The 26,593-nt window shown below is 67.7% G+C and carries 32 protein-coding genes and 1 pseudogene; 16 read left to right on the top strand and 17 right to left on the bottom strand.

Going from position 1 to position 26,593, the window contains the following annotated elements:
- Positions 1–35 precede the first annotated feature (35 nt).
- From NL126_RS09875 to NL126_RS09885, 3 genes and pseudogenes are all read left to right on the top strand, one after another.
- Positions 36–989: a calcium/sodium antiporter gene (locus NL126_RS09875; RefSeq protein WP_255198752.1), complete on the top strand. Its 954-nt coding sequence runs from the start codon at positions 36–38 to the stop codon at positions 987–989.
- Positions 990–1,266: 277 nt separating this feature from the next.
- Complete coding sequence (locus NL126_RS09880) at positions 1,267–1,551, top strand: ribbon-helix-helix domain-containing protein (RefSeq protein WP_255198753.1); 285 nt, start codon at positions 1,267–1,269, stop codon at positions 1,549–1,551.
- Positions 1,544–1,828, top strand: a pseudogene (locus tag NL126_RS09885) (type II toxin-antitoxin system RelE family toxin). Before NL126_RS09880 ends, NL126_RS09885 begins: the two are co-directional and overlap by 8 nt.
- 301 nt (positions 1,829–2,129) lie before the next feature.
- On the opposite strand, the gene NL126_RS09890 reads toward NL126_RS09885, so the two are convergent.
- Complete coding sequence (locus tag NL126_RS09890) at positions 2,130–4,412, bottom strand: nitric-oxide reductase large subunit (protein ID WP_255198754.1); 2,283 nt, start codon at positions 4,410–4,412, stop codon at positions 2,130–2,132.
- Positions 4,413–4,526: 114 nt separating this feature from the next.
- Here NL126_RS09890 and NL126_RS09895 point away from each other — a divergent pair, with 114 nt between their 5' ends.
- Complete coding sequence (locus NL126_RS09895) at positions 4,527–5,051, top strand: halocyanin domain-containing protein (RefSeq protein ID WP_255198755.1); 525 nt, start codon at positions 4,527–4,529, stop codon at positions 5,049–5,051.
- Positions 5,052–5,087: 36 nt separating this feature from the next.
- Here NL126_RS09895 and NL126_RS09900 read toward each other — a convergent pair whose 3' ends face one another.
- Complete coding sequence (locus tag NL126_RS09900) at positions 5,088–5,378, bottom strand: CGCGG family putative rSAM-modified RiPP protein (protein WP_255198756.1); 291 nt, start codon at positions 5,376–5,378, stop codon at positions 5,088–5,090.
- A gap of 177 nt (positions 5,379–5,555) precedes the next feature.
- Between NL126_RS09900 and nirK the strand changes: the two genes are divergently transcribed.
- From nirK to NL126_RS09920, 4 genes are all read left to right on the top strand, one after another.
- Entirely contained in the window at positions 5,556–6,659 is a 1,104-nt protein-coding gene (gene nirK, locus NL126_RS09905; RefSeq protein WP_255198757.1) for a copper-containing nitrite reductase, read from the top strand.
- Between the two features lie 84 nt (positions 6,660–6,743).
- Entirely contained in the window at positions 6,744–7,391 is a 648-nt protein-coding gene (locus tag NL126_RS09910) for a helix-turn-helix domain-containing protein (RefSeq protein WP_255198758.1), read from the top strand.
- 56 nt (positions 7,392–7,447) lie between these two features.
- Entirely contained in the window at positions 7,448–7,843 is a 396-nt protein-coding gene (locus NL126_RS09915; protein WP_255198759.1) for a MoaD/ThiS family protein, read from the top strand.
- A gap of 1 nt (position 7,844) precedes the next feature.
- Positions 7,845–8,144 carry a cupin domain-containing protein gene (locus NL126_RS09920; RefSeq protein WP_255198760.1) on the top strand — a complete coding sequence of 100 codons (300 nt, stop codon included), beginning with the start codon at positions 7,845–7,847 and terminating at the stop codon, positions 8,142–8,144.
- 77 nt (positions 8,145–8,221) lie between these two features.
- Here NL126_RS09920 and NL126_RS09925 read toward each other — a convergent pair whose 3' ends face one another.
- On the bottom strand, positions 8,222–8,398 hold the full coding sequence (locus NL126_RS09925; RefSeq protein WP_255198761.1) for a hypothetical protein: 177 nt from the start codon (positions 8,396–8,398) through the stop codon (positions 8,222–8,224).
- A gap of 189 nt (positions 8,399–8,587) precedes the next feature.
- On the opposite strand from NL126_RS09925, the gene msrB reads away from it, so the two are divergent.
- Together msrB and NL126_RS09935 are read left to right on the top strand one after the other, a co-directional pair.
- Entirely contained in the window at positions 8,588–8,998 is a 411-nt protein-coding gene (msrB, locus tag NL126_RS09930) for a peptide-methionine (R)-S-oxide reductase MsrB (RefSeq protein WP_255198762.1), read from the top strand.
- 158 nt (positions 8,999–9,156) lie between these two features.
- The gene (locus NL126_RS09935) at positions 9,157–9,654 is read left to right on the top strand and encodes a hypothetical protein (protein ID WP_255198763.1); all 498 of its coding nucleotides are present in this window, start codon (positions 9,157–9,159) and stop codon (positions 9,652–9,654) included.
- A gap of 21 nt (positions 9,655–9,675) precedes the next feature.
- On the opposite strand, the gene NL126_RS09940 is transcribed toward NL126_RS09935, so the two are convergent.
- From NL126_RS09940 to NL126_RS22120, 3 genes are read right to left on the bottom strand one after another with little or no spacing between them, the layout of a single operon-like run.
- Complete coding sequence (locus NL126_RS09940; protein ID WP_255198764.1) at positions 9,676–10,362, bottom strand: 3'-5' exonuclease family protein; 687 nt, start codon at positions 10,360–10,362, stop codon at positions 9,676–9,678.
- Between the two features lie 30 nt (positions 10,363–10,392).
- The gene (locus tag NL126_RS22115; RefSeq protein ID WP_255198765.1) at positions 10,393–10,545 is read right to left on the bottom strand and encodes a hypothetical protein; all 153 of its coding nucleotides are present in this window, start codon (positions 10,543–10,545) and stop codon (positions 10,393–10,395) included.
- 9 nt (positions 10,546–10,554) lie between these two features.
- Entirely contained in the window at positions 10,555–10,896 is a 342-nt protein-coding gene (locus tag NL126_RS22120) for a hypothetical protein (RefSeq protein WP_255198766.1), read from the bottom strand.
- 111 nt (positions 10,897–11,007) lie between these two features.
- Here NL126_RS22120 and NL126_RS09955 point away from each other — a divergent pair, with 111 nt between their 5' ends.
- Entirely contained in the window at positions 11,008–11,706 is a 699-nt protein-coding gene (locus NL126_RS09955) for a halocyanin domain-containing protein (protein ID WP_434084162.1), read from the top strand.
- A gap of 133 nt (positions 11,707–11,839) precedes the next feature.
- Entirely contained in the window at positions 11,840–12,118 is a 279-nt protein-coding gene (locus NL126_RS09960; RefSeq protein ID WP_255198767.1) for a hypothetical protein, read from the top strand.
- A 62-nt stretch (positions 12,119–12,180) separates the two neighbouring features.
- Here NL126_RS09960 and NL126_RS09965 read toward each other — a convergent pair whose 3' ends face one another.
- Positions 12,181–15,081: a S8 family serine peptidase gene (locus tag NL126_RS09965; protein ID WP_255198768.1), complete on the bottom strand. Its 2,901-nt coding sequence runs from the start codon at positions 15,079–15,081 to the stop codon at positions 12,181–12,183.
- Between the two features lie 200 nt (positions 15,082–15,281).
- Between NL126_RS09965 and ubaA the strand changes: the two genes are divergently transcribed.
- A complete protein-coding gene (ubaA, locus tag NL126_RS09970) occupies positions 15,282–16,091 on the top strand; it encodes an SAMP-activating enzyme E1 (RefSeq protein WP_255198769.1) in 810 nt (269 codons plus the stop codon).
- Positions 16,092–16,100: 9 nt separating this feature from the next.
- Here the strand turns inward: ubaA and NL126_RS09975 are convergent, their stop codons facing one another.
- The 3 genes from NL126_RS09975 to NL126_RS09985 are packed head-to-tail and all read right to left on the bottom strand — an operon-like array spanning position 16,101 to position 17,726.
- The gene (locus NL126_RS09975) at positions 16,101–16,397 is read right to left on the bottom strand and encodes a DUF7526 family protein (protein ID WP_255198770.1); all 297 of its coding nucleotides are present in this window, start codon (positions 16,395–16,397) and stop codon (positions 16,101–16,103) included.
- 25 nt (positions 16,398–16,422) lie between these two features.
- A complete protein-coding gene (locus NL126_RS09980; protein WP_255198771.1) occupies positions 16,423–16,818 on the bottom strand; it encodes a desampylase in 396 nt (131 codons plus the stop codon).
- Entirely contained in the window at positions 16,815–17,726 is a 912-nt protein-coding gene (locus tag NL126_RS09985; RefSeq protein ID WP_255198772.1) for an ABC transporter substrate-binding protein, read from the bottom strand. Before NL126_RS09985 ends, NL126_RS09980 begins: the two co-directional genes overlap by 4 nt.
- A 167-nt stretch (positions 17,727–17,893) precedes the next feature.
- Between NL126_RS09985 and NL126_RS09990 the strand changes: the two genes are divergently transcribed.
- Entirely contained in the window at positions 17,894–18,952 is a 1,059-nt protein-coding gene (locus tag NL126_RS09990) for a GNAT family N-acetyltransferase (RefSeq protein WP_255198773.1), read from the top strand.
- 6 nt (positions 18,953–18,958) lie between these two features.
- Here the strand turns inward: NL126_RS09990 and NL126_RS09995 are convergent, their stop codons facing one another.
- The 7 genes from NL126_RS09995 to NL126_RS10025 form a co-directional block, all read right to left on the bottom strand.
- Entirely contained in the window at positions 18,959–19,978 is a 1,020-nt protein-coding gene (locus NL126_RS09995; protein WP_255198774.1) for a lysylphosphatidylglycerol synthase transmembrane domain-containing protein, read from the bottom strand.
- Positions 19,979–21,460, bottom strand: a complete 1,482-nt coding sequence (locus NL126_RS10000; RefSeq protein WP_255198775.1) for a sulfatase — start codon at positions 21,458–21,460, stop codon at positions 19,979–19,981.
- A 254-nt stretch (positions 21,461–21,714) separates the two neighbouring features.
- Positions 21,715–22,080 (bottom strand): NifU family protein, encoded by a 366-nt coding sequence (locus NL126_RS10005; protein WP_255198776.1) that lies wholly within the window; start codon positions 22,078–22,080, stop codon positions 21,715–21,717.
- 54 nt (positions 22,081–22,134) lie between these two features.
- Positions 22,135–22,977, bottom strand: coding sequence for a hypothetical protein (locus tag NL126_RS10010; protein WP_255198777.1), 843 nt, complete (start codon positions 22,975–22,977; stop codon positions 22,135–22,137).
- 75 nt (positions 22,978–23,052) lie between these two features.
- Positions 23,053–23,370 carry a DUF5783 family protein gene (locus NL126_RS10015; protein ID WP_255198778.1) on the bottom strand — a complete coding sequence of 106 codons (318 nt, stop codon included), beginning with the start codon at positions 23,368–23,370 and terminating at the stop codon, positions 23,053–23,055.
- Positions 23,371–23,419: 49 nt separating this feature from the next.
- Positions 23,420–24,241, bottom strand: coding sequence for a DUF8054 domain-containing protein (locus tag NL126_RS10020; RefSeq protein ID WP_255198779.1), 822 nt, complete (start codon positions 24,239–24,241; stop codon positions 23,420–23,422).
- A 284-nt stretch (positions 24,242–24,525) separates the two neighbouring features.
- Positions 24,526–25,278 (bottom strand): crotonase/enoyl-CoA hydratase family protein, encoded by a 753-nt coding sequence (locus NL126_RS10025; RefSeq protein ID WP_255198780.1) that lies wholly within the window; start codon positions 25,276–25,278, stop codon positions 24,526–24,528.
- 234 nt (positions 25,279–25,512) lie between these two features.
- Between NL126_RS10025 and NL126_RS10030 the strand changes: the two genes are divergently transcribed.
- Both NL126_RS10030 and NL126_RS10035 read left to right on the top strand, forming a co-directional pair.
- On the top strand, positions 25,513–25,821 hold the full coding sequence (locus tag NL126_RS10030; RefSeq protein ID WP_255198781.1) for a HalOD1 output domain-containing protein: 309 nt from the start codon (positions 25,513–25,515) through the stop codon (positions 25,819–25,821).
- Between the two features lie 253 nt (positions 25,822–26,074).
- Positions 26,075–26,542: an HTH domain-containing protein gene (locus NL126_RS10035; RefSeq protein WP_255198782.1), complete on the top strand. Its 468-nt coding sequence runs from the start codon at positions 26,075–26,077 to the stop codon at positions 26,540–26,542.
- The last annotated feature ends 51 nt before the right edge of the window (positions 26,543–26,593 follow it).

Below are 26,593 nucleotides of genomic sequence, written 5' to 3' on the forward strand. Positions count from 1 at the left end.
AGGGAGTTATCACGCCGCCTGCCGAGCCGTTCGCTATGGCCAGCCTCGTCGTCAGCGGCGCGCTGTTCATCGCTGGACTCGCCGCACTCCTGCTCGCTGCCGACCGATTCACGCACGCAGCAGAGCGGGTCGGACTGTCGCTCGGCCTCTCGCCGTTCATCGTCGGGGTGACCATCATCGCCGCCGGCACCTCCTTCCCCGAACTCGTCGCAGCGGTCCTCGCGGCGGCCCAGGACGCGCCGGGCATCGTCGTTGGCAACGTCGTCGGCGCGAACCTCGCCAACGTCTTTCTCATCCTCGGCGTGGCCGCCGTCGTCGGTCGGGACCTCCGCGTCGACCGCGACCTGATGCGGGTCGACCTCCCGCTGCTCGTGGGCTCGGCGTTCTTCCTGCTGGTGGCGGTCTGGGACTCGCCGTTCACCCGCCTCGAAGGACTGCTCGCACTCGCCGCACTCGCCGTGTACATCCACTTCACCGTCGCCGCCAAGGACGAGACGGTCGAGGGGCTCGTCGACGAGCTCGAAGCGGTCAGCCACGAGCCGGTCGGCGGGCGGACGTATCTCGTCCTCGCCGTGAGCCTGGTCGTCGTCTTCCTCGGGGCACAGGGCGTCGTCACCGGCGTCACCGACCTCGCGGGGCAGTTCGGGGTGGGGACCGAGCTCATCGCGGTCACCGTCCTCTCGGTCGGGACGACCTTGCCCGAGCTCTCCGTCACGGTGGTCGCCGCCCGCCGCGGCTACACCGAACTCGCGGTCGGCAACGTCCTCGGCTCCAACATCTTCAACGCCCTCGCGGTGATGGGCGTCCCGGCGCTGCTCGGTCCGCTCACGGTCGCCGAGAGCATCCGCGGCTACGCGCTCCCCGTGATGGTGCTCGGGACGCTGCTCTACTTCTTCATCACGCAGGACCGGCAGATTACGCGCTGGGAAGGCGCGACGCTCCTGCTGCTGTACGCGCTGTTCCTCGTGAACCTCGGACAGTTCGTGTGAGGAAGCTCTGTTGGAACACGCTTCTCGTGACGTTCGTTCGCGAGACCAGTATCGTCGAGCCGCTCGGGCGTCGTCGGGCGGGAGGCTCTCAGCAGACCGTCACGTATCGAGCACCGTACTGCATACAGACGCCCGAAGTATCACGTCGAGACGCACTCTATCGAATATCTGTCAGAACCGTCGTGGGAGATACAGAGGGTGGATGCAGCAGGTTGCAACTACCAATTACTAGTGTCCCGTCGAAATTGATTTGGTAAGACAGGAGTAATACTCACGTATGTCTGAAGCAACCACAGGGTCGAACGGCGAGGACGAGATCGTCACGGTGAATTTCAAAGTCACACAGTCGTTTCTCGACGAAATCGACAGTACATGGCAGGGACGCGGGTTCAACAGCCGAAGCGAATTCATCCGCTACACCCTCCGAGATGCAACAGAATTCCCGACGTTCGACCGCGATGAACTCATCGCCCTCCTCCAGGCAGAGGAGGACATCCGTGAAGGACGGACGATGAGTGCTGACGAAGCTCGCAAGCAGCTCGGAACGGACAGCGATGAGTGAGGGTGACTGAACGTGGGAGCTCACATCGAAGGCACAGAACGACCTTTCGGCCCTATCTCTACCTGAGCAAGAGCGTATACTGAACAAGCTCGACGAAATCGTCGACTCGCCGTGGCGGGACCCACCGGACTATGGCGAACCACTTCAGAACAGTCCGCACAGGAAAGTGCGCATCGGTGAGTTCCGGTTAGCCGTGACCGTTCGTCAATCCGAGGAACGGATGGTCATCGCTCGAATCAAGCGCCGCGGTGGAGCGTACACTGCTGACGACGATTGATGCGCGTTGCTACACGAGAGCTCTGACCGACTTGCGCTCTGCATGCAGCACGATTCCCGCGGCGTCGTCGGTAGCTGATAGAACTCGCTGTGGTAACTACGGCCACACGCAACATCGGCTGAATCAGCCCTGATGACGTGAACTCGACCAGCATCTGTTGCTGAGCTCAGCCTCTGTGTGCAGCGTCCGGTTTCTGACAGAGTATCGGTAGAACGCGTTTCAATGCGGTAACTCCCCGCCGTATTGGGCGATAGTGAGGGAATTTGGAGCTAGTCGTCGCCGGTTGCCACGCCGGCGACACTCAGTCGTCGTCCGCGGCGTACCCCTCGACGACCGCGCCCTCGGCGTCCTCGGCGGCGGTCACGTCCCGCAGACTGAACCGCTTTGCCACCATGTCGTAGACGAACACGACGGTGCCGAGGATGAGCAGGCTGTCGCCGGGAAGTCGCGCCCAGAACAGCGCCTGGACGATGCCGGAGTCGTAGAACGCGAGGCTCCGGGCGGCGGCGTACCCCTCGGTGAACGCGGCCTCCAGCTGGAGGATGCCCACGGGCAGGACGCTCACGAACACCATCACCGCGAGCCCGGCGTTCCACAGCCAGAACGACCACTTGAGGCGGCGCGGGTTCCACTGCTCGGGGTCGACGGTGATGCGGAGCATGTACGTCGCCATCCCGAGCGCGAGGAAGCCGAACGCGCCGAACATCGCGGCGTGGGCGTGGGCGACGGTGAGGTACGTCCCGTGCTCGTAGTAGTTGATCAGCGGGAGGTTGATGAAGAATCCCAGCACGCCCGCACCGACGAAGTTCCAGACGCCCGAGGCGACGATGAACGCGAACGGCAGGGTGTACGGGAACGACTCGCCGCCGTTGGCGAGCGCGCGGTACTCGTTGATGGCCTCGAACAGGATGAACACCAGGGGGATCAGTTCGAGCGTCGAGAACACGCTCCCGAGCGGGAGCCAGATGTCGGGCTGGCCGATCCACCAGTAGTGGTGCGAGACGCCGATGACGCCCGTCCCCATCACCAGCAGGGCCTCGACCATCACGGCCTTCTCCGCCGAGCGCTTCTTCAGGAGGTTCATCGAGACGAGCGTCAGCCCGACGACGGCGACGATGAAGAACTCGAAGGCGCCCTCGACCCACATGTGGACGACCCACCAGCGCCAGAACTCCGTCATCACGATGTTCGTCTCCGGCGTGTACAGCATGCTCGCGCCGAACAGCAGGCCGATGGAGCCGCCGGCGTAGAGAATCATGTGCGCGAGCCCGTACGGCTGTTCGTCCTTGAGGAGCGGTCGGAAGCCGCGAGCGACGAGCACCGCCCACAGCCCGAAGCCGACGAGCAGGCCGACCTGCCACAGTCGGCCCACCTCCAGATACTCCAGCCCCTCGTTGCCGAGGATCCACCAGAGGTCGCCGAAGTAGCCGTTCGCGCCGAGCCAGATGCCGGCCATCCCGCCGACGGTGACGACCACGAGCGCGCCCAGCAGGACGTGGACGAGCGTGTCCTGGCAGTCGGGCTCGTAGCCCGTCAGCAGCGGCGGGAGGAACAGCCCCGCACCGAGCCACAGCGTCGCGATCCACAGCACCCCGAGGTCGATGTGCCACGTCTTCGCGATGGCGAACGGGAGCGTCTGGAGGAAGCTGACGCCCAGCAACTCACCGAGCCCGAAGAAGCCCGCCCGCTCGATGTAGTAGTGGGCCATCAGCCCCCCGAGCAGGACCTGCGCGAGGAACAGGCCCGCCGCGACCGGGAGGAAGCGCGTGGCGGCCCGCTGGCTCGGCCGCAGCGAGACGGCGTCGGGGTCCGGCACCGCCACGTCCGTGGTGGGCTCGGGGAGCTCGACCGAGCGGTAGAGCCAGATGCCGATGCCCGCACCCGCGACCAGAAGTACCATCGCGAGCACGCTCCAGGTCATCGTCCCGGCCGTCGGAACGTTCCCCGCCCCGGGCGCGTACGGCCACTCGTTCGTGTAGGTGTGGCCCGTCCCCGGCCGCTCCGTGTGTGAGATCCACGCCGTCCACAGCGCGAAGTCCGCGACGCGACGCGCGCCGTCCGCGGTGGCGACCATCCCTTCGGGCGTGCCGTGCTCTGGTGAGCCCTCGTGGAACCGCTCGACGAACGCCTCGCGGACCTGTCGGTGGGCCGCGGCCTCCGCCGCCGAGTACTGGACCACGTCACCGCCGCCACCGTCCGCGAGGTCGGCTTTCACCGTCTCCGCGACCGCGGCCTGCTCGCTGTCCGAGAGCGCCGCGTAGTCGCTCCCGTACTGCTCCTGTGCGTAGTAGTCGCGCATCGCAGCGACCTTCCGGTCGAGCGCCCACGCGGTCAGGTCCTGTCCGTAGTACGCGCCGTTGCCGAGCACGGACCCGTGGTTCATCAGCCCGTCGCGCTGGAACTGCTTTTTCCCGAGACGCACCTGTTCGGCCGTCACGAGCGTGTCGCCGTCGCTGTCGACGACCTCCTTCGGGATGGGTGGCGACTGCTGGTAGGAGTAGAGCGCTCCCACGCCCATCACGACGAGGTTCAGGACGAACACGACGACGAGCGCCTTCGCTATCGTCGAGCGGCGTACCTGCATGGGTGGTCGTGCTCACGGCTCGTCAAAGACACTGGTCCCGAACGCGTTCGGGGTGGGTTCCAGCCGACGGGACTCAGCCGCGTCGACTTATGACACCGCTCCCAACGCCCAGATATGTCTGACCGAGAGACATACGACCGGCGCACCGTTCTCGCAGCCACGACCGCAGCCGCCGCGACGGCGCTCGCCGGCTGCTCGGGTGGGTCGTCGACGTCGGCCGACCCACCCGAGGAGTCGACCGACTCGCCGACTCCGACCGAGGCGTCGAGCGGGTCTGGTGGGTCGGGCGGCACGCAGTCGTTCGACGGCTGGATGGAGAACGTCGGCAACTACGAGGAGGTCGTCGACGCCACCGGACAGAGCGAGGTGTCCGTCACCGTCGGCGCGGAGGCGAACGGCGGCGCGTTCGGCTTCGGGCCGGCCGCCGTTCGCGTCAGCTCCGGCACGACCGTCGTCTGGGAGTGGAACGGGAAGGGTGGCTCGCACAACGTCGTGGCGAAGGGCGGTGCGTTCGAGAGCGACATGCACGGTTCGGAGGGGGCGACGTTCGAGTACACCTTCGAGGAATCCGGGACGACGAAGTACTCCTGTGCCCCACACGAGACGATGGGGATGAAGGGCGTCGTCGTGGTCGAGTAATCGCCTCGCCGCTGTGTTCGTCGCCTCGCCGCTGTTTTACACGTGAACGCGCGTGACGTGCCCGCCACAGCCGCACTGCTGGACGTACTCGTAGTCGACCCCGTGCTCGTCGAGCGCGTCGAACAGGTAGGTCTCGGGGTGGCCGTGCGCCGCGTGCGTGACGAGGTTCACGTGGTGGCCGGCCGCGGTGTGTTCGATGGCGTCTCGTGCGTGCGCGACGACCAGCTCGGGGTCGGCAGCGTACTGCTCGCGTTCGAGGTTCGCGGACCACGACCTCTCGTGGACGCGGTCGGTCACCGGTTCGACGTCATCGTGACTGACGGACATACCGGGGAGTCGGCGCGCAACGCCCGTCGTCTTGACCCCGAACCTGTTCGGGATGTGGCGCGAATCCATACATAAACTCCGCCCCCGAACGGGTTCGCCCTGGCTCCCGGCGAACGGGACTCTGCTGGCCGTTTCAAGCCCGTTGTCCCGCTACCTCCACATGTGAGGTGACTGCCAATGTTTGAATCCACTCGCCGCCGCGTGCTACAGGGGCTCGGTCTCGGAGGGACGGCCGCCGTCGCCGGCTGTAGTAGCGAGGTCCAGACGGAGACCGAAACCATCAGCCGCACCCCGAAAGCGTCTCGCCAGGCCAAACAGGTCGTCGACCAGGTCGCCGCCGACCCGACCGACATCCCGGCCCCCATCGACCGTGACGAGCCGACGACTCACGAGGTCGAACTCGAGGCGAAGGAGGTCCGCGCCGAGATCGAGGACGGCGTGACGTTCAACTTCATGACCTTCGACGGGCAGATTCCCGGCCCGATGATCCGCGTGCGGCAGGGCGACCGCGTGGAGTTCACGCTGAAGAACGCCCCCGAGAACAACATGCCGCACAACGTCGACATGCACGCCATCTACGGGACGGGTGGCGGCAGCGTCGCCACGACGGCCGCGCCCGGCGAGGAGAACGCCGAGGTGTTCACCGCCCGCTACCCCGGCGCGTACATCTACCACTGTGCGGTTCCGAACCTCGACTACCACATCTCGGCGGGGATGTTCGGGATGATCCTCGTCGAGCCGAAAGAGGGGCTCCCCGAGGTCGACCGGGAGTTCTACTTCGGCCAGCACGAGGTGTACACCGACAGCAAGCAGGGGTCGGAGGGCCACCACGGCTTCGACATGAAACGGATGGCCCAGGAGGACCCCACCTACGTCCTTCTGAACGGCGAAAAGTTCGGCTACGCCGCCGCGAACCACGGGCCGCTCGAGGCGAAGCAGGGCGAGCGCGTCCGCGTGTTCTTCGTCGACGGTGGGCCGAACCTCTCCAGCAACTTCCACCCCATCGGCAACGTCTGGAGCGACGCCTACCGCGACGGTGCGCTGGCGAGTGCCCCCGAGAAGTTCGTCCAGACGATGAAGGTGCCGCCGGGCTCCTGTATGGTCGGTGAGATGGACACGCCCGTTCCCGAGCGCATCAAACTCGTCGACCACGCGCTCTCGCGGGTCGTCCGCAAGGGGGCGCTCGCCGAAATCGACGTGACGGGCACGGAGAACCCCGAGACGTTCGACCCGTCGCCGGACAAGCCCGCCTCCGCCGACGAAGAGGGGCCGCTCTACTGACGCCCGACTGTACCCTGTTTTCGGCCAACTGAGGCGAACATGTTCGGGGGTGGTCGTATCGGTCCGGCGGTTTGAGATGCAACTATGCCACAGGCGGAACTCCAGGTGACGCTCCCCGAGGGGACGTGGGTCGGAGACGTGTCGCGGGCGTACGAGGGGGCCGTCTTCGAGGTGTTGGCGACCGTGCCCGCACAGGACCGTGGGGTGGGGCTCATCGAGATTCAAGCCTCGGCGCTCGAGTCGGTCCTCGACGCGGTCCGCGCACACGACACCATCCTGACCGTCGACGAACAGGCCGTCACGGACCGGCGGGCGCTGATCCGCTGTGAGACTGACCGGCCGCTGTTGCTGCTCTCGTCGGGCTCCGCGGGCGTCCCCATCGAACTCCCCATCCGCATCTCGAACGGCGAGGCGACGCTGTCGGTGACCGCGCCCCGCGACCGTCTCAGTGCCCTCAGCGAACAGCTCGAGTCGTTCGGGATGTCGTACGAGCTCACGTACATCCGGGCGACCAGCGACCCGACCGGGCTGTTGACCGACCGCCAGCACGCCATGGTCGCACGGGCGGCGGAACTCGGCTACTACTCGGTGCCTCGCGACTGTACGCTCAGTGAGCTCGCCGCCGACCTCGGAATCGCGAAGTCGACCGCGAGCGAGGTGCTCGCCCGGGCCGAGTCGAAGGTCGTCGGTCGCTACCTCGAGGACGCGGCGACGCTTCCCGCTGACGACTGACTCGAACGAACATGTTCGGGGTCAGACGTACCTCCGCTGCGCGCCATCTTCCCCCCATGAGTACGACCACCGAGCGACAGAAAGGTGTCACCACGACCGTCGACGTGAAGGCGACCGGCAACGTCCGGCGCGCGCTCGACGAGCACCGCTTCGACTTCACCTTCGAGGGGACGACCCTCCGGGAGTTCCTCGACGCCTTCTTCGCGGAGTACGGCTGTGCGGACCTCATCCTCGCCACCGACGACAACGACCGGACGAAGGGGTGGGCGCGCTACCCCGGCGAGGGCACACCGCCGGGCCGCTGGGTCGCCAACCCCGAAGGCGAGCGAACCCGCCGCTACGCCCGCGTGCTCATCAACGGCAAGTTCAACGAACTGCTCGATGGCTTCGACACCGAACTCGAAGACGGCGACCGCATCGCGCTGATGCAGCCGTTCATGTACTGCTGTTGAGATGTCCCCCGATACCCCCATCGTCGCGCTCGACACGCTCGACGGGAGCCACGCGCCGGTGTTCGACGGCGAGCCACGGGTCGTCCAGCTCACGCTCGCGGACGGCGAGACGCGTCCGCCCCACTCTCATCCCGGGACGACGGTTCTCTGTCACGTTCTGGAAGGGACGCTCGACCTGCGTCTCGACGGGGAGCCACACGAGGTCGCAGCCGGCGAGCTGACGCGGTTCGACGGCGACCGGGAGGTCGCGCCGCGAGCGGCCGGGCCGACGCGGGCCGTCCTGGTGTTCGTCCCGGCGTGATGTCGCGCTCGCGAAGTCGACGCCCGGCGAGCAGTATCTCGGCTCCTACGAGCGCGTAGAAGACGGCGGGTGTGCCGTTACGTGGTGAACCCGTCTTCGGCGTCGAACTCCTCTAGGACCCACTCCAGCTCCTCGATCGCTCGCAGGATGGCGACCTCGGTCTCGTCTTCGAGCGCGGACTTCGGCGGGTCGTGGCGGTCGTACTGTTCCTCCAGCGCCTCGATTCGCGCCCGGATGTCGGCTTCGCTTCGCATATCTGTCCCTGCGTGCGGTGTCCCTTGAGCGTACCGCCCTGGGAGTGTTCGCCGCGATCGGTCGTGGGTCGAACGGTGGCGAGCGTGGGGGTGACAACGCGCGGCGAGTCCCGAGCGCTCGGGTCGGTTGGCCGATGCTCGCCCTTCACCGCCACGACACCCAAGTCCCTGCGGCCCCAATACGGGGACATGAGCGAAGGCGAGAATCTCCCCCGTACCGACGACGAGTGGCGCGAGGTTCTGACCGACGAGGAGTACAAGATCCTGCGCGAACAGGGCACCGAGCCGAAGTTCACCGGCGAGTTCATCGGGAAGAACGACGAGGGCGGGTACACCTGTGCGGGCTGTGGGGCCGAGCTGTTCGACTCCGAGACGAAGTTCGACACGGAGGGCTCCGGCTGGCCGTCCTTCTACGACGCGAAGGAGGGGGCCATCGAGTTCCGCGAGGACCGCTCGCACGGGATGGTCCGCACGGAGACGGTGTGTGCGAACTGCGGCGGCCACCTCGGACACGTCTTCGACGACGGGCCGGACCCGACGGGGAAACGGTACTGTATCAACTCGGCCGCGCTGGATTTCGAGAGCGACGCCGACCAGTAGGGAGGCCTCGGGGCAGCGAACGGCGGTAGCCGCGAGCAGCGAGGGCGAGTAGTCGACTTCGGGCACGTCTCCGACGCGCTCGACGGACGGGAACTGACACCGAGCGGGGCGCTCCGGCTGTCCACAACAGCGATACGGTGGTCGTCCGTCTCTGACGTATGGTGTTCGGCATCGACAATGCACTCTCGCTGGTGGGGCTGCTCAACGACGACGGGTTCGTCGAGGCGTTGACCGACGTCGAGGAGGTGATCGACGACGTCGACGCGACGCTCGACCGGGTCGAGGAGATCGAGAGCGAGGCGGCCCGCGCCGTCAACGAGGCGAACGCGGCGCTGGTCGCCGTCGACGCCCGGCTTCAGCGGGTCGACGAGACGATTTCGCTGCTCGAAGCGAAAATCGAGGCGGCGTTCAGCGTCGGCTTCTTCTTCTTCGCGCTGAACCGCTGGAACGAGGGGGAAGTGTTCATCGCCCTCGGCCTGTTGGTGATGGGACTGCTCGGTGCGGGCTCCCTCGTCATCACGGTCGTCACGCTGCCGCAGGTGCGACGCCTGCGGCAGATCGTCAGAGGCCTCAGGACTGACCGCCCCCGGCAGGCCACCCAGTCCGCCCAGCAGCGAGCGGAGTCCGCAGCCAGCGACGAGACGGACGAGACGTAGTCCTGCCCGGGCGCGTACGCATCACAGGGCGTCAGCGAGCCGGAACAGCGGCGCCACGTCGCTCCGGGCGTAGTCGGTGAGCAGGCGCTCCAGTTCCCGGAACGTGAGCGTGTGCGTCGCGTCGGCGTCCGCGAGCGCGAGATACCGCTCGCCGAACTGCGGGACGTCGGTGTTCTTGACACCGGGCGCGTGGGTGCCGGTCGCGCCGCGCCACGCGGTCGGGTCCTGGCCGTGCTCGTAGTCGGCCCAGCGCGTCTCGGGCACTGCGACACCGACGCGCTCGCAGGCCGACTCGAAGGTGGGGCGGCCGCCGAACCGGTCGACGGCACGGTTCCGGAGGTCGTCGTGCACGAGGTCGTCGAGCGCCGCGTCGAGTCGGGCGGCGACGTGTTCGCGCGCGCCGAGCGCCTCGCTCGCCAGCCGGGCACGCCCCCGGAGGTGCAGCAGGTCGAACGCCTCGCCGTTGTACGTGAGGAGCGTGTCGGCCGGGCGATCGTCGAGCCAGTCGAGCGTCCGTTCGAGGAGGTCGAGTTCGGTCGCGGCCCCGGTTCCCTCTCGGAACAGGATCGTAGTCTCGGTGTCACCGTCCTCGGACTCGTAGCCGAGCGCGACCGCGAGTAGCTCGAAATCGGCCGAGTCCCGGAAGTCCGGCCGTTCCTGTGGGTCGAGGTCCGGACTCACCGTCTCGATGTCGAGCGCGAGGCGCATACTGGCACCCCGACGCCGCTCCACTTCAACTTACCACGTCGAGAGCGCCGCCGCGCCGTGGCGGTACGAGAGCACGGCGAGGAACACGCCGACGGCCGAGAACGCGGCGGCCGCGCCGACGAAGAACACCGATGCCATCCCGACCTGTGTCATGAGCCACCCGCCGAGCAGCGGAGCGGCCACGCTGCCGGATCACCAGACGAACTCGCGGATGTCGAACGAAGCGGCGACGCCTCCGCCCTCGTCGGCGAACAGCGCCATGCTCGCGGGTTCCCGGAAGGCGTCCGCCACGCCGAGCAGGGCGTTACAGGCGACGAGCGGCAGGGACGCGGGGGTCAGCGTCGCGAGCCCCTCGATGGGGACGATTGCGGCGGTCTGCACCAGCGTGAACGCCGCCGTGAACAGCCCGATGACCAGCCCCGAGGGGTCGTAGAGGTTGATGTACGTCGGGAGGAGGGTGGCGAGCGTCGCCAGCCCGAACCCCCCTGCAAAACGAGTGAGATAGAGGGCGGCGAACTGCAGCCGGTCGTCCATACCGGGCGTCGGAACGCTCCCCGCAAGTCGGTGCCGACCCGCGATGTGCCGGACCGGGCGCAGATGGTCGTGACCGGCGGAGATTTGCGCGCTCGTGCCGAACATGTAGGTGTGGATACCGATACACCGACGCTCGGACGCCGCGCGTTCCTCGGGCTGGGAGCTGCGGCGGTCGTGGGCGTGGCGACCACCACGACGGTTGCCGCCCAGAGCGACCCCGACTACGGCGGCTGGTTCGACGACGTGAGCAACTACGACGGGACGACCGTCGACGCGACCGGCCAGTCGGAGGTTCGCATCACGGTCGGCGCCGCGGGCAACCAGGGGAACTTCGCGTTCGACCCACCCGCCGTCCGCGTCGACCCCGGCACCACCGTCGTCTTCGAGTGGAACGGCGAGGGCGGGAGTCACAACGTCGTCGAGGCCGACGAGGACGGCGCGGACTACGAGTCGGACCTCATGGGCGAAGCCGGCTCGACGTTCTCGCTCACCTTCGACTCTGCCGGGCTCTCGCGGTACTACTGCTCCCCCCACCTGTCGCTCGGGATGAAGGGGGCAGTCGTCGTCGGGAACGGCGAGGGCGACGCGGCGGTTTCGGGTGCGCAGTCGAGCCCGGGCGGTGGTGAGAGCGGGGGCGGTGGGGCTGCTGGTGGCGACTCGGGTGGCGGCGAATCGACGCCGGCCGAGCCAACGGAAGCAGGCCCGGACCTCCCCGACAACATCGAACTGTACGGGCTCGCGCTGGTGGTTGCCGTGCTGTCACCGGTGGCGTTCGCCGCGCTGTTGGCGGCGCGCTATCGGGGGGAGTAGGGAGAGTCGAGCGAATCGAAGACCCTCGGGAAGGCGAACGAGCGCGCAGCGCCCACGAGCGAAACGAGTCGTCCTGCACGACGACCCGTGCAGAGTCGTACGGCTTTTTCTTGGTTGCTGCCGAGCCGCCGATATGGACACACAGTCGTTCCGCGACCGGGTCGGCGACCTGCTCGTCGAGGCCGACGGCGAGGTGGACGAGGAGACGATGGCCGCGGTGCTGACGGCGTACACGGCACAACTGCGTGGCGAGGTTCGGTTCCCCCTCGGGATGGAGCCGGCCGAAGCGCGGACGCTCCGCGAGGAACTCGACTCCCACGTCGGCGAGGCCATCGAACTGGAGGTGGCGGTCACCCCACAGCTACTGGAGGAGCTCGACCTCCAGTTGCGGACGTTCGAGGGGGCGCAGTAGCCGCGCTGCTACCCGCATCGAGACGCGAAGAAACGCGCGAACAGTGCCGTCGACGGCGACCGTCAGATATCGGTCGCGTCGCTGGCGGTGTTCTGGTCCGCGCCGACGACGGTGTTGGTGTCCGTGCCGCCGAACGTGGCCTCGTCGCCACGCAGCCCCTCGACCGCGCCGTCGACGAGTTCGACGCTCGCCGCGCCGAACTCGTACCGCCCGGTCGAGCTGGGCGCTTCCGCGAAGTACTCCTTCGTGACGCCGCCGTCGCGGACCTCGCCGGCGGTCACCGTGCCGAAGTCGAGTTCCGTGCCGTTGCGGGTCTCGACGTCACCGAAGCCGGCGAGGGTCCAGTCCGTCGGCAGCTGGTCGGTGATGCGGACCTCGTCGGTGTCGTCCAGCTGGCTGCTGATGCCGTCGACGGTGAGGGTCACGTGGTTCGTCTGTCCGGCGGTGAACACCGCGCCGTCGTCGCTCCGCGAGCCGCTCACCGAGAGCGTCGGGAGCTGAGCGGCGGTGTAGTCGACCGCGAGATCGAAGTTCGCCTGCACGTCGTAGCCGTTCACGACGCCGGGAACGTTGACGATCTTCGCCACGACGTAGTAGACGTCGCTGTCGTCGCTGCTCACGTCGAGGCTGACGGAGCCCGACCCCTGGACGGCCTGCGCGCTGGCGACGATGTTCGGCTCGCCGTTGGCCGCGGGCTGCTCGGCGTCGTAGACGAACAGGTCGAGGTGTGGAGCTCCCTTCGTCATCCCCTTGTTCCCGCCCGAGTAGTGCGAGAACTCGACGCTGGCGTCGATGGTGCCGTCGGGGGCGACGACGTGGCCGGCGACGGCCCGTGAGTCCTCCGGCAGGTTCAGGCCGACGCTCGCGAGCTCGCCGAAGGAGGCGGTGTCGTCCGCCGCGACGCCGGTCCCGTCGACGAGCGTACGTGTGACGGCGTCGACTGCGGCGTCGGGGTTGATGCGACCGTACCCCTCGTAGGGATCACGCCCGCCGTTCTGGTAGGTCGGGGCGTGCGCCCGGTGGAACGGCGCCGCCGTGAACGCCGTCTCCGACGCCGTCGCGAGGACGACCTGCTTCAGCCGGAGCACGTCCTCGAAGCCGGTCTCCTCGGGTGCGGGGAGTGCGATCTTCGCCGGCGCGTCGAACTCCATCGCCTCGCTGACGAGGCCGACGGTGCCGGTCGTGTACGGCGAAGCCATCGAGGTGCCGGCCTTCCCGGTGTAGTCGCGGATGGCCGGCTGGTCGCCCTCCGGGGTGTCCGGGTCGCCGGCGAGCGCCGCGTTCGCGAGGTCGGTGAGCGAGCCGCCCGGCGCGGTCACGTCGGGCTTCATGTACTCGCCCTCGCCGTCCTCGTCCTGCCCACCGATACCGCCCGACGAGTAGGCGACGAGCCCGTCGGAGTGGTCGGTCGCGGCCACGGAGATCGCCTCGTCGGCGACGCCGGGCGCGCCGTTGCCGTTCGCGGGTGTCGCGGCGTTGCCCGCCGCGGCGACCGTGAGGATGCCGCCCTCCGCGATGTCCTTGATGGCGGCCGGCGTGTCGTCGAGCTGGCCACCGAACGCACCCAGCGGCACTCCGCCGACGTACCCCCACGACATGTTCACCGCCCGCATGTTGAAGATGCGAGAGAAGTCCGCGGCGTACTCGCCGAGACTGATGGTCGGGTCGCCGAGCCCCTGCAGGCCGACGAGCGAGGCGTTCGGGGCCATCCCCGAGTGGAGCGCCGGCGCGCCGGCAGCGCGGTCGCCGTCGGTCGCGTCCGGCTCGTGGAACCGCCCGTACGCGACGCGCTGACAGCGAGCCGTCGAGGCGAGTTCGCCCTGCGCGGCGCGCACGGTCAGCGTGTAGGTCCCGTCGCGCTCGGCGGGCGCCTCCGCGACGGCCACGTCGTGCGTGCTGGCCTCGGTGTCGAACGACCGGCCGCCGAGCTGGCGCCCCTGCGGCCCCTCGATGACGAGCTCGATGCCGGTGCCGTATGCGGCGATGAACACGCCCGTCCCGGCGTCGGCCTTGACCTGATACTCGCGGGTGTCGCCGGCCGTGAGGACCGCACGGGGCTCCTTCCGTTCGACGTACTCGACGGCACTCGCGCGGCCCGACCCACCCATGATCGACGCGCAGTGGCTCCCGTGCCCGTCGGGGTCACGCGGCGCGTCGTAGGTGCCGTACCGGGAGGTCTCGTTGAACCAGCCGACCGTCTTCGGCATCGGACCGTCGCTGTCCTCGTCGAGGAACGCGAACACCTCGTCCTCCGGGAGCGTGTTCAGGTCACCCGTGTACGTGAAGTACGACCACGTCACCGTCGCCTGTGTCGTCGTGTTGATGTACTGCTCGGCGACGAACCGGTACGTCTTGCCCGGGTCGACGGCGACCTCGGTCAGCTCCTCGGGCATGCTCGCGGTCGCTGTGCGAGCGATCTCCTCCCAGCTCCCGTTCGCGAGCTGGAGGTCGATGCGGAACTCGAGGTCGTTCGAGGCGTCGGCGTTCGGACTCCACGAGAGCGTCGCGTCCAGGTCCTCGATGCTGTCGTCCTGCGGGGTGAACTCCGTGATGACCGTCTCGTTGCCGGTGGCGAACGAGCCGGGGCCGACGGTGACCGGCCCGGCCTCGTGCTGCGAGCCGACCTGGTTCCGTTCGCGACTGCCTACGTCAGCGCCGGGCTCGGTCAACACGAGTTCCTCGTCCGCGGTCGTCGCCTGCACGCCGTTCCAGGGGCCGAGGTCGGGGTGTCGGGCCTCGATGCCCGAGTCGGTCAATCCGATGGTCCGGTCGGGACGACCACGGTAGCCACGGTCCCAGACTTTCTGTGCCTCGCGAACACGCCAGTTGGCGAAGGTGCCATCGAAGCCGTCACCTGCTGCGCCCGCCGCGGTGCCGATACCCAACAGACTCGCGCCGGCCACGGTGCCGGCGGCCTTCATGAAACTCCGTCTACCGATGCCGTTCTCGTGCTGTTCAGACATGTGCGTCTACCGCGACAGACCGATGGCTACTGAAAAGGAGTTCTGACAAACCCATCACAACGTCCACTCGGATGGAACGACGGGATACGGTTCGAGGGGAACGCTCTCGAAAAGTGCGTGAACGTTCGATTGCACTCCGTGCCGACCGTCCCGACGGCGCTCGCCCGGGGCCTTATGCCGGGGCGAGCCTACCTCCTGCTATGAGCGATCTCGCGCTCGACCCCGAGCAACTCGACCGCTACTCCAGACACATCATCATGGACGACGTGGGGCCCGAGGGCCAGGCGAAGCTGCTCGACTCTCGCATCCTGTGTCTCGGCGCGGGCGGCCTCGGCTCGCCGGTCATCCAGTATCTCGCCGCCGCGGGCGTCGGCACGCTCGGCATCGCTGACGACGACGTCGTCGAGCGGTCGAACCTCCAGCGACAGGTCATCCACGCCGACGCCGACGTGGGCGTCCCGAAGGTCGACTCCGCCGCGAACTACGTCGAGCGACTGAATCCCGACGTCACGGTCCAGACCTACGAGACGCGCGTCACCGAGGAGAACGTCGAGGAACTCATCGCCGAGTACGACATCGTCGTCGACGGCTCGGACAACTTCGCCACCCGGTATCTCGTCAACGACGCCTGCACGCTCGCGGGCGTCCCGTTCGTCCACGGTGCCATCCTCCGGTTCGAGGGGCAGGCGACCGCGTTCGACGGCGAGGCGCCCTGCTACCGCTGTCTGTTCCCGGAAGCGCCCGAACCCGGCACGGTCCCCGACTGCGCGACGGCAGGGGTACTCGGGGTGCTCCCGGGCGTCGTCGGCACCATCATGGCGACGGAGGCCATCAAGCTCGCGCTCGACTACGGCGAGTCGCTCGTCGGCCGCTTCCTCTTCTACGACGCCAGCGACATGACGTTCGAGGAGATTCCGCTCGAACAGCGCCCCGACTGCCCGGTGTGTGCAGACGGTGGCATCGACTCCATCCACGAGGTCGAGTACACGTCGACCTGCTCGATCAGCTGAGGTCGCCCGTCATCGATCGAGGTCGCTCGCGACGAACACGTTCACGAGCTCCGTCTCCCTGACCCGTAGCTCCACCTCGTCGCCCTCCGTCGCGTCGGCGTCGGTGACGAGCGTGACCGCCTCGATGGGTCTCCGCCGGAGCACCGCGAGGACGCGAGCGAGCCGCGAGGGTTTCCCGCCTTCGCGGAGCACGAGGATGCGGTGCGAGTCCGCGAGCTCCTGGAGTTCCGTCTGCAGGTCGTAGTCGTCGACCTCCTCGGCGTCGATGGCGTAGATGACCTCCCCGCGGAGGGTCCGCTCGTCCATATCCTATCGTCGGTCTGCCCCCGATTTAGCCTTCCGTCACCGGCACCGACTCGAACGCCTCGCCGGTCCAGCGCCACGCTCCCACCGACTCGTCCGGGAGCGAGACGATACAGTAGCGGTAGCCGGACCACGTCGCCAGTCGCGCGTCCGTCTCGCTCGGTCCTGGCGGGCCGCGAGGATGTGAGTGATAGAAGCCGACGACCTCGTCGCCCGAGTCCTCGATGGCTTCCATCGCGCTCAGCTGTGCCGCAGGGTCGAGTTCGTATCGCATCTCGGGGCTCGCTGCGACGTTGGGAACGCGACGAATCCCGGTGACGACATCTGGATTTCGTCGTCCTCCAAGCACGCCACACACCTCCTCAGGTGCGCCCTCGCGGGCGTGGTCGAGCAGGACCTCACGCACGCCAGGGCCGAGCCTCATGCGACTTGTCTGGCGAGCGGTCGGGCGACCGACTCGGGTGGCGCCTCGAACACGTCGGGGTGGACCAGGCCGGCGAGGTACTCCAGCGTGTCCACGAGCCGAGGACCGGGACGGTTGACGTAGTGGTGGCCGTCCATGGCGTACGCTCGCTCCGTCGCGACGGCCGTGAGGTCGCGCCAGCCGTCGCGCTCCGTGAGGTCCGCGAGGTTCTCGACCGTCTGGTCGAGGCCGAACCCACAGGGTGCGGCGACGAGCACCTCGGGGTCGTACTCGCTGATCTCGTTCCACTCCCGCGGCCGCGAGTCGTGCCCCGCCTGTTCCAGTCCGTATTCGGCGCCGAGCGACTCGACCATCCCCGGTACCCAGTGCCCTGCGACCATCACCGGGTCGGTCCAGTCGAGCACGGCGACGCGCGGGCTGTCGGTCGCGTCCTTCGCGCGCTCCGTCACGGAGTCGATGCGCTCGCGGAGGCCGGCGACGACGGCCTCGGCTTCCTGCTCGCGGTGGAGGACGCGACCGAGTCGTTCGACGTCTTCGAGCATGTCCTCGATGGAGTGCGCGTCCGTGGTGACGACGTCGCAGTCGAGGCCGAGTTCGGCGACGGCGTCCTCCACCAGCACCGAATCGACGGCACACACGTCACAGACCCCCTGCGAGACGACGACGTCGGGGTCGGCGCGCTCCAGTGCGTCGAGATCGATGCCGTAGACGCCCTCGCCCTGTTCGGCTTCGACGACCTGCTCGTTGATGTCCGAGGGGGAGGAATCGGGGTCGACGTTCGCGTAGTTGACCGCGGGCTTGTCCTGGGCTTCCGGCGGCCAGTCGCACTCGTGGCTCGTGGCGACCGGCTCGACCCCGAGCGCGTAGACGATTTCGGTGGCAGACGGGAGGAGCGTGACGACGCGCATAGCTCACTCTCGGTCCGCTCTGGATTAAGCCCCTTGGCTCCGGGCGTCTGCCACGCCGTACGCTGGGCTTTCGACCGCAGATCGCTCGATAAGCCAACAGTATCCTCAGTACCCGTGGGATAGCTTTCCGCGGACCCGCCCATCGTCCTGGCAGCGAACCCCCCATCATGTCCACCCTCTCGACGACGGTCCACCGGACCGTTACGGCGGTCAACCGGAACCAGTGGAACAACCTGGTAGCCCAGTCGGAACTGGGGACGCTGTTCCACCGCTACGAGTGGCTTCACGCCCTCGAAGTCGCCCTCGACGACGTGCCCCACCACGTCGTGGTGCGCGACGACGGGAACCCCGTCGCGGTGTGGCCGAACTTCCTGGGGTCGGTCTCCCTGCCCGATCAGATCGAGCAGCGGCTCTCCGTCGAGCTGCCGTTGCACGCGATGCACTCGGTCGAGCCAGGGTACGGCGGTCCCGTTGGGGCGGCCGACACCGAGTCGATCGAGCACCTGTTCGATGCGCTCGATGCCTCGTTCGGCCCGACGACGCTTCTCCACGCCTTCTCGATGTACGATACGCGAGGGGCCCGCTACGGGAAGTACGCGCGAAGTCGCGGCTACGAGTCGCGGCTCCGGTTCTGCGTGTTCCTCATCGACCTGCGCGTGGGACTCTCGACGGTTCGCGAGAACATGGCCAAGGAACGGCAGAAGGCGATTCGACGCGCGACGGACCAGTCGTATCGGATCGACGTGGCACCGCTCGGCGCGGCGCTGGACACGACGTACGACCACTACCGGCAGAACATGCGACGGGTCGGTGGCACCGTGCTCCCACGGGCGCTGTTCGAGGCGCTGGCCGACCGACTCGCGGACCGCGTCCGCGTGTTCACCGCCGTCGTCGACGGTCGGGAGGTGGGGCGGTACGTCTACCTCCTCGACGACGAAGGGGGCGTCCTCCACCACTGGCTGTCCGCGATTCCCGACCCCGACCACTACGACTACTACCCCTCCGAACTGCTCCACTGGTTCGGGCTCGAGTGGGGTCTCGAGCACGGTTACGACCGCTACAGCTTCGGGAAGACGAGCCCACACTTCACGGACTCGGTGTTCCGATTCAAGCGGAAGTACGGGGGCAGGGCAGTCCCGGTGTTCGAGATGGAACGCGGGAACACACGGGCCGGGTGGCCTCTCTACAAACTCGCCCGCAGAGCGTTCCTCGGCCGGACGGTGTGAGCGCTCTCAGCTCCGCGCCACGACGGCGAACGCCGCGCCCCCACCTACGACGAGTGCGAACCAGTAGCTCATCACCCGGTAGACGAGCGCGACGGCGAACGCGGCGGCCGTCCCGGTGGGGGTCAGCGCGACGAGCAGCGCGACGAGCGCGAACTCTACGCCACCCAACCCACCAGGCGAGGGCGTCAGCCCCGCGAGCGTCGACGCCGGGACGATAAAGAGGACGAGCAGGAGGTCGACGGGGACGCCGAGCGTCTGGCCGGCGAAGTAGAGCGGGAGTGCGAAGAACACCCACCCGAGATAGGCGAAGGCGACGGCCTTCACGAGCGCGACGCGGTCCTGTGCGATGCGGTCGAACGCCTCGAACAGGTCGTCGATGCGGCGACCGACACCCTCGACCGAGACGCGGTCGGTGACGCGCGTGACGGGTTCGGTGAGCCGGAGCACGCCACCGCGGACGCGCTCGCGGAACCGCCAGCCGACGGCGACGAGCGCCGGGACGCCGAGCGCCATCACGAGTAGCCCCTGCGCGAGTCCCTTCACGACCGTCGGGAGTTCGGCCTGCAGCAGCAGGACGGACATCCCGACCGCCGAGAAGGAGAAGAACGGCAGCAAATTGAGGAGGTCGGCGGTCACGACACTCGCCAGCGAGTCCTCGTAGCTCGCACCCGTGTCTCGCGAGAGGACGTACGCGATGAACGGCTCGCCGCCGGCTTGCCCGAGGGGGGTGACGTAGTTGGCGAACGTCGCAGCGAAGTACGTCACCACCAGCCGGCGATAGGGGACGTCGATACCCGCGACCCCGAGGACGACCTGCCACGCCTTCCCCCAGAGCGCGAGACAGAGCGCGGTGGAGAGACAGCCGGCGGCGAGCCACCGGGGGTCGGCTTCCGCGAGCGCGTCGCTCACCTGCCGGAGGCCGACCCCCGCTGCGAAGAGGTAGAGGAGGACGCCCGCGATGAGAAACCCCAGAAGCGTCTTCGCGGCGGTCTCCCGGTCGACGAACTCGAGGACCTCGCGGGTCACTTATTCGATGTAACCGAGGTCTTCGAGCCGGTCTTTCGTCGTCTCGTCCATGTCGCCGAGCACGTCGTCGTCCGGGTCGTAGTCGTCGTCCCACGTCTCGCCGACCCGGGACTCGAACTCGCGGAGCGTCGCCTCGACCTCCTCGATGACGGGGTCGTCCCCGCCAACGAGGTTCTCGGTCTCGCCGGGGTCGCGGTCGATGCGATACGCCTCGTCCGCGATGCGCTCGTTGCGGATGTACTTCCCGTCGACGCGGCGGGCCGCGCGCATCCGCGAGTAGTAGCGCGAATCCTTGTCGAGCTCGATGCCGGCGCTCTGGGCCTTGGTCTCGAGCTGTTTGAGCTCGACGACGGGCCGGTGGTACTCGACGAACGCGTACTCGCCGTCCGCGAAGTCGCGGTAGTCAGCCGACAGCAGCGAGCGCTTCGGGTCGAGCGGCTCGCCGACGCCTTCGGCGCCCGCGAAGTCGAGGACGGTGTGGTAGAGGTCCTGCAGTTCGACCTGCTGGTCGCTTCGTCCCGATTCCTCGCCCGGGGCCTTGATCATGAGGGGGACGTTCACGAGCGGGTCGTAGATGCAGAACTCGTGGCCGTAGATGCCGTGTTCGCCGTGGAGTTCGCCGTGGTCCGCACAGACGACGACGAGCGTGTCGTCCCACTGGTCGGTCGCCTTCAGGTGGTCGAACAGCCGCTCCAGTTGCGCGTCGATGTGGCGAATCTCGGCGTCGTACAGCCCGCGGATGTCCTCGAACTCCGCCTCGGAGATGTCGCGGGCCCCGGAGTTGTACTCCTTCGAGTTCTGGCAGACATCGGTGGGGTCGACGCCGGGGGCGAACTCCTCGCGGTACTCCTCGGGCGGGTAGACGGGGAGGTGGGCGTCCATCAGGTTGATGAACGAGAACCACTGCTCCGAGGCATCGACGAACTCGATGGTGTTGTCGATGACCTGCGGGGTCTTCGAGTCCGCGCCGTCGCTCCCGGCGAAGTACTCGTGGATGTCGTTGCCGACCTCAACGAGGCGGTTCGCGACCGCACGCATCCGGTCGTGGTCGTTGATCTTCTGCCAGAAGTCGGCGAGGGCGCCCGAGAGGAAGTCGCCGGGCATCACTTCGAAGAAGTTGTCCTGGTCGTCGAATCCAGCGGTGAGGCGCGTGTAGGGCGTAATCCAGGCGTTCGAGGAGTAGCAGGCAGTGTCGTAGCCCGCGGCGGACATCGCCTGTGCGAGCGTCCCCACGTCGTCGGGGAGATACGGCTGTTCCTGGCTCGCGCCGTGCTGGCTCGGATAGAGTCCGGTGAACATCGAGGCGTGGACCGGGAGCGTCCACGGCGCGGGCGCGACCGCCTGCTCGTAGACGGTGGCTTCCTCCGCGAACGCCTCCAGTCCGGGCGTCGTGGGCTTGCCGTAGCCGTACGGCGTCAGGTGGTCCTTCCGGACCGTGTCCATCACGACGAAGAGGACGTTGCTGCCCGAACTGTCGTGCATACTCGGGGGAACCGGCCGGCCGTGGATAAATCTCGTGGTCTCCGGCGCTCACCGGGCCGTTTTGGGCACCACGTAACTACGGGCCACAAGCGTCAATCGCTCCCAGGTCCGGTCGGTGACGTGGCAGTCCGCCGCCGTCGCCGTCGCCCGCAGCACACGGCGGTCCTCGGCGTCTACGCCCGGCACGTCGTGGTCGTCGGAGGCTGGCTAGCCGCACGGCTCCGCGAGTAGAAAACAGGGAGTGAAACGCGGAGTTAGAACGGGGCTTCGGGACCTTCGTCCGTGCTCTCGGCGTCCGAGGACTCGCCGGGGAACGACGGCGAGACGTTGCCGCCGCCCATGCCCTCGTGGCCGCCGCCCATGCCAGTCTCGGCGTGGACGGTGTTGATCTCGGGGATCTCCTTCGTCATGCGGGACTTGATGGCCTGGATCGTCATCGGCGAGATGCCACAGCCCGAACACGCGCCCCCGAGCTGGATGGTGACCGACCCCTCCTCGCGGTCGAGGTTCTGGATGGCCGCGCTGCCGCCGTGCATCTGAATCTGCGGGAAGTTGCGGCGCAGGAAGTTCGAGATGCGCTCCCGAAGCTCGTCCTCGCCCTCTGCGGTTTCCGTGCTCATACCCGCGGCTATGGGACGACGATGCTTAGGAGTTGTCCCTAGGGGTTCCACCCGTTACCGACGCTCCATCACGAGGTACAGGAGGAGGACGGCACCGAGATACAGCACCATCCCTCCGACGACTCCCCACGTCAGCACGTTCGACGTGTCGAAGTTGTCCCACACCCGGGCCACGCCGACTAGCACCAGCGTGAACCCGAGTACCTGGCTCTGAACCGGTATCCGGGCTGCACTCCAGCGCTCGTCGAGGACGACCGCGACGTTCACGACACCGAAGAGGGCGAACCAGCCCGCCAACACGCGCGCCGTCAGTGGCGAGACCGTCCACGGCCAGCTACCGACCATGATGTCGGGAGCGACGAACAGGACCACGGCACTGACGGCGACGACGATCCCGAGACTACCACCGAGGACCCGGACGATTCGCGGAACGCGAAGTGCGCCCGGTGGCGGCTCGTGGGGGTCGGTCCGGCGGTTGCGCGCCCAGACGGCGGGCACGAGGACGGGCGTGACCGCGTAGAGAACCACCCAGAGGACGAACGTGAAGTGGCTGTGGTTGAAGTTCTCCCAGTGGAGGACCGTGGCGAGTGCCATGGCCACCGTGAACGTGGCGATGCCGAGGAACACCGGCGCGACCGTGTGCCACCGGCTCGCCGTGGAGACGCGGTAGAAGAAGTAGACGCCCGCGCCGTAGCCGGCACCCATGATTATCGGCGTCATTTCGGGGCGGATCGTCCACGCGAAGAACCGGGTTGTCTGCGACGGCAGGCCGTAGAGGACCAGAAACGCCGCAGCGAGAAACGGGATGATGACGCGCGCGACCCAGCGCGTGAGGGGAAGGACGCGGTCGTCACGGACCGTGGCGACTCCTCGACGTCCCGTTTCTGAGTTGCGCATGTCCGTCTCCGATGTTCGTTCCGATTCACTGAGTCGTACTATAGCTATTCCGCCGCGCGAGCTCCCCGTCGTTCCCTATACGTCGAATACGCGGCGAAGCTCGCTCTCGATCTCCTCGACGTACAGCTCCAGCATGTCGTCGAGTTTCTCGTCGTCCACGACCACGACGCCGTCGATGCGCTCGTGGGGGTTCTCGGGGAGTTCGATGGTGAACTCGCCGTCGCCTTCGTAGAACGGCTCCGACTCGTTGAGGATGGTCTGGTCGATGCCGTGGATCAGCGTGGAGTCGTACTGCTCGTTCATCCGGTTGAACGCGTTCTTGTACGCCTGCTGCAGTTTGGGGAAGTAGTCGACGTACTTCTCCTCCTCGAAGGTCTCCGGGTCCAGAGTCATACACGTCTCTCGGCCGGTGGTGGGGAAAAATCGGGCGGTTACGCGCCGTTCACGCGGGCTCGCCCTGATACGGCACTTCGAGCAGGCGTGCGCCGCAGTCGGCACAGCCGACCGCGACAACCTCGTGTGAGCGGCAACAGGAGGTGACGGTCTCGGTGCCCGCCGTCACGGCCCCGTCGCACTCGGGGCAGGTCTCGACGAACACGCGGAGCCCTCCGAGCACCTGCGCTTTCGCGCCCACAGCGAGGCGGTCCCAGTCGTCGACGTACTCGGGGAGTTCGGCCGCCGCCGCGAGGTCCGCGAGCAACGCGGCCCGGGATTCCCACTGGCCGAGCCGGCGGTCGCCATCGAACGCCTCGAATCCATCGTCGTGCTCCTCGAACCGGAGGGTTGCGGAGTCGACGTCGAGGCGGTCGGCCAGCGCCTCGCGGTCGGCCCCCGCCTCGCGGAGGGCGTCCATCCGGTCGGTCCACCCGTCCCGGAAGTCGTCGGCGAGACAGAGGTCGTCCTCCTCGGCGCAGGGCTCGACGACGCCCGCCTCCAGCAGCAGCGTCTCGGGGTCGACATCGTGCCGGAGGTCGGCGTCGGCAGCCGCGTCGGTGGCGCCCGACACTTGCGGTCCCTTGTCGAAGTAGGCCAGCAGCCAGTCGGGGAAGTAGCGCTTCGTCAACTCGGGTGTGCCCGGAACCAGATAGCCCCGGAGCCAGATGGCGAGGAGCGAGCCGACGAACAGCGCCGCGCCGGCCGGCGGGTAGACGACGCCTACACCGACGGACAGCACCGCGGCGATGGCGACGTTCGTCGCGGTACAGGGGATACACCGGTTCTCACCGGTGTATTCGGGTTGGCGGAGGCGAGCGACGAGGTTCATACCCGTTCCACTGCGCCCGCAGGGCAAAGTTCCAACGCCCCTACTCGGTGCTGCGCCGTCGGTGGCAGACGGGCTAGGGCCGAGTATCGCCCGGCTGCAGGCGGGTTGGCGCCCGGAACGGCGCGGTTCTCCCTCTGTGAGGCTGGGCCGAGGCTGGCGCGAGCCACGGGATTTCATATCGCAGCATATGTTTTATGGGGTGCGTTGCAGCAGGAATCGGTGGTCTGCGTCAGTCTTCGAAAACGGCGCGTTCGGTGCGTCTCGCGGCGGCTTCCTGGCTTCGGTCACTCCTCGTCGCGCTCGATGCTGGCGCCCCCGCGGCCCTCGCCACCGGCGAAGCGGTCGGCGCCCGCCATCGCGGTCTGGAGCGCCCGCGAGCCGTGCCAGCCCTCGACGCCGAGCCCGCGCTCCAGCGTCGTGCCGATACCGTCGTAGACGGCCGCGCGGTCGGTCAGGACGGTCTCTTGGGGGAACTCGGCGATGCGCTTCCCCAGGTCGACGGCTGCCTCGCGGGCGTCGCCCGGCTCGACGACACGGGTGGCGAGCCCCCAGCGCTCGGCCGTCGCGGCGTCCACCGCTCTGCCGGTCAGGATCATGTCGAGCGCGCGACCCAGCCCCACCACTCGGGGGAGCCGCTGGGTGCCACCGTCGACGAGCGGGACACCGAACCGGCGCTCGAAACAGCCGAACTCGGCCGTCTCGCTCGCGACCCGGATGTCACACCACAGCGCCATCTCCAACCCGCCGGCGACGCAGTGCCCCTCGACGGCGGCGATGGTGGGTTTCGAGACGCGCTCGCGGGTGAACCCCAGCCAGCCCTCCGGGGAGTCCTGCAGGTCCATCGCCTTCAGGTCCGCCCCCGCAGAGAAGGTGCCCTCGCTCCCGGTGAGCACTCCCACCGTCGCGTCGCCTGCTTCGAACCGGGTCCAGGCGTCGAGCAGCGCATCGGCGGTGGCGCGGTCGATGGCGTTGCGGCGGTCCGGACGGTCGACCGTGACGACGGCGACCGGCCCCTCGCGGTCGTAGTGGACGCTCATGGCTCCGCAACCCGTCGCTCGGGCGTAAAACCCGAGGTCGGACGCTGGAACGGGCAGTTCGACAGATCCGGGCCTCATGCGACCGCTCCGCTCATACACCTGATACTGCGATATCGAATCGGTGCTACCGGCCGGTCACGCTCCTGAGAACACGGACGGCATTCACGACCCATCGTATTAATGAGGGGTCATAAATGCGATGATTAATCCGTTCACACGTCGTAATCGTGGGGCATGAGCGGGTCCGACAACGGCTCGGGTGGGGAGAGCATCGAGGGGGGTGACGGGACGGTGCGAACCCGTTACGAGTGGGCGTCCTCGATCCCGTCGACCGCCGTCGTCGAGACTGTCGCCGCCGCCGCCGGCCGCGACCTCATAGAGTTCGCGCCGCTGTACGAGTTCGTCGACCCCGACGCGCTGAACGAGTTGGTGCGGTCGCCTACTGCGGGCAAGAGTGGAGCGACGGTGTCGTTCGTCTTCGAGGGCTACAAAGTCACGCTCCACAGCGACGGCGAACTCGTCGTCCAGCGCGCCTTCATCTAACCAGCCGTCTGTTTCGGGATGTTGACTCTCCAAATCCGGCGATGTGACGCGTGTACACACCGTTGAACCGTTCAGTTGGCTCGTCCTACCGGTCGAACAGTCATCCACCAGTCAATCCCGGATATCACCGTGTTTCCCCCGTGAGTCCGCCGGTAGGAGCTGTCTACTAGCACGTCAGCGCCAGTAATCACCCGTTCGTTCGCTGAACGGTCGCATCTGTTTATACCGTCACCCCGACTCCGTGCTGACGACTGTGAGAGACGAGACTGCCACTAACCGGACGGCCGACCTCTTCATGGAGGCGTCCGAGTCGACGCTCGGTCGACGTCGGGCGGTCGTCGCACGCCTCGAGGAACTCCAGTCGAACGGCTGGCTGGACCGGTTCTCGGTTCGAACCTGGCCCAGTCGCGTCACGCTCGAGGGACCGAACGAGGACGTCGTCTCCGTCGTCCACCGACTCGAACGGTGGGCCGACGAAGCCGGCGTTTCGCTCGGCCCCTGTTTCGAGTGGCGAGAGTACGACTGCACGTTCACCGACGAATCGGGCGAGCTGGTCTCGCTCCCGGTGGTTGCGCTCGCGGTGTACGAGGACGACGACCTCGTCGATGTCGCGCCGCGGGTCGAGACGTCGACCGTCGTGACCGTCGACGAACTGCTCGACGAACTGGGACAGCGGGCGGATACGGGCAGACGTCCTGCGGTCGTCGACGAACTCAGTTGAGGCGTAGCACACACAGATGTATCCCAAACCACACATGGAAACAGTGCGTAT

Source organism: Halorarius litoreus (assembly GCF_024362405.1).
GTDB lineage: Archaea > Halobacteriota > Halobacteria > Halobacteriales > Haloarculaceae > Halorarius > Halorarius litoreus.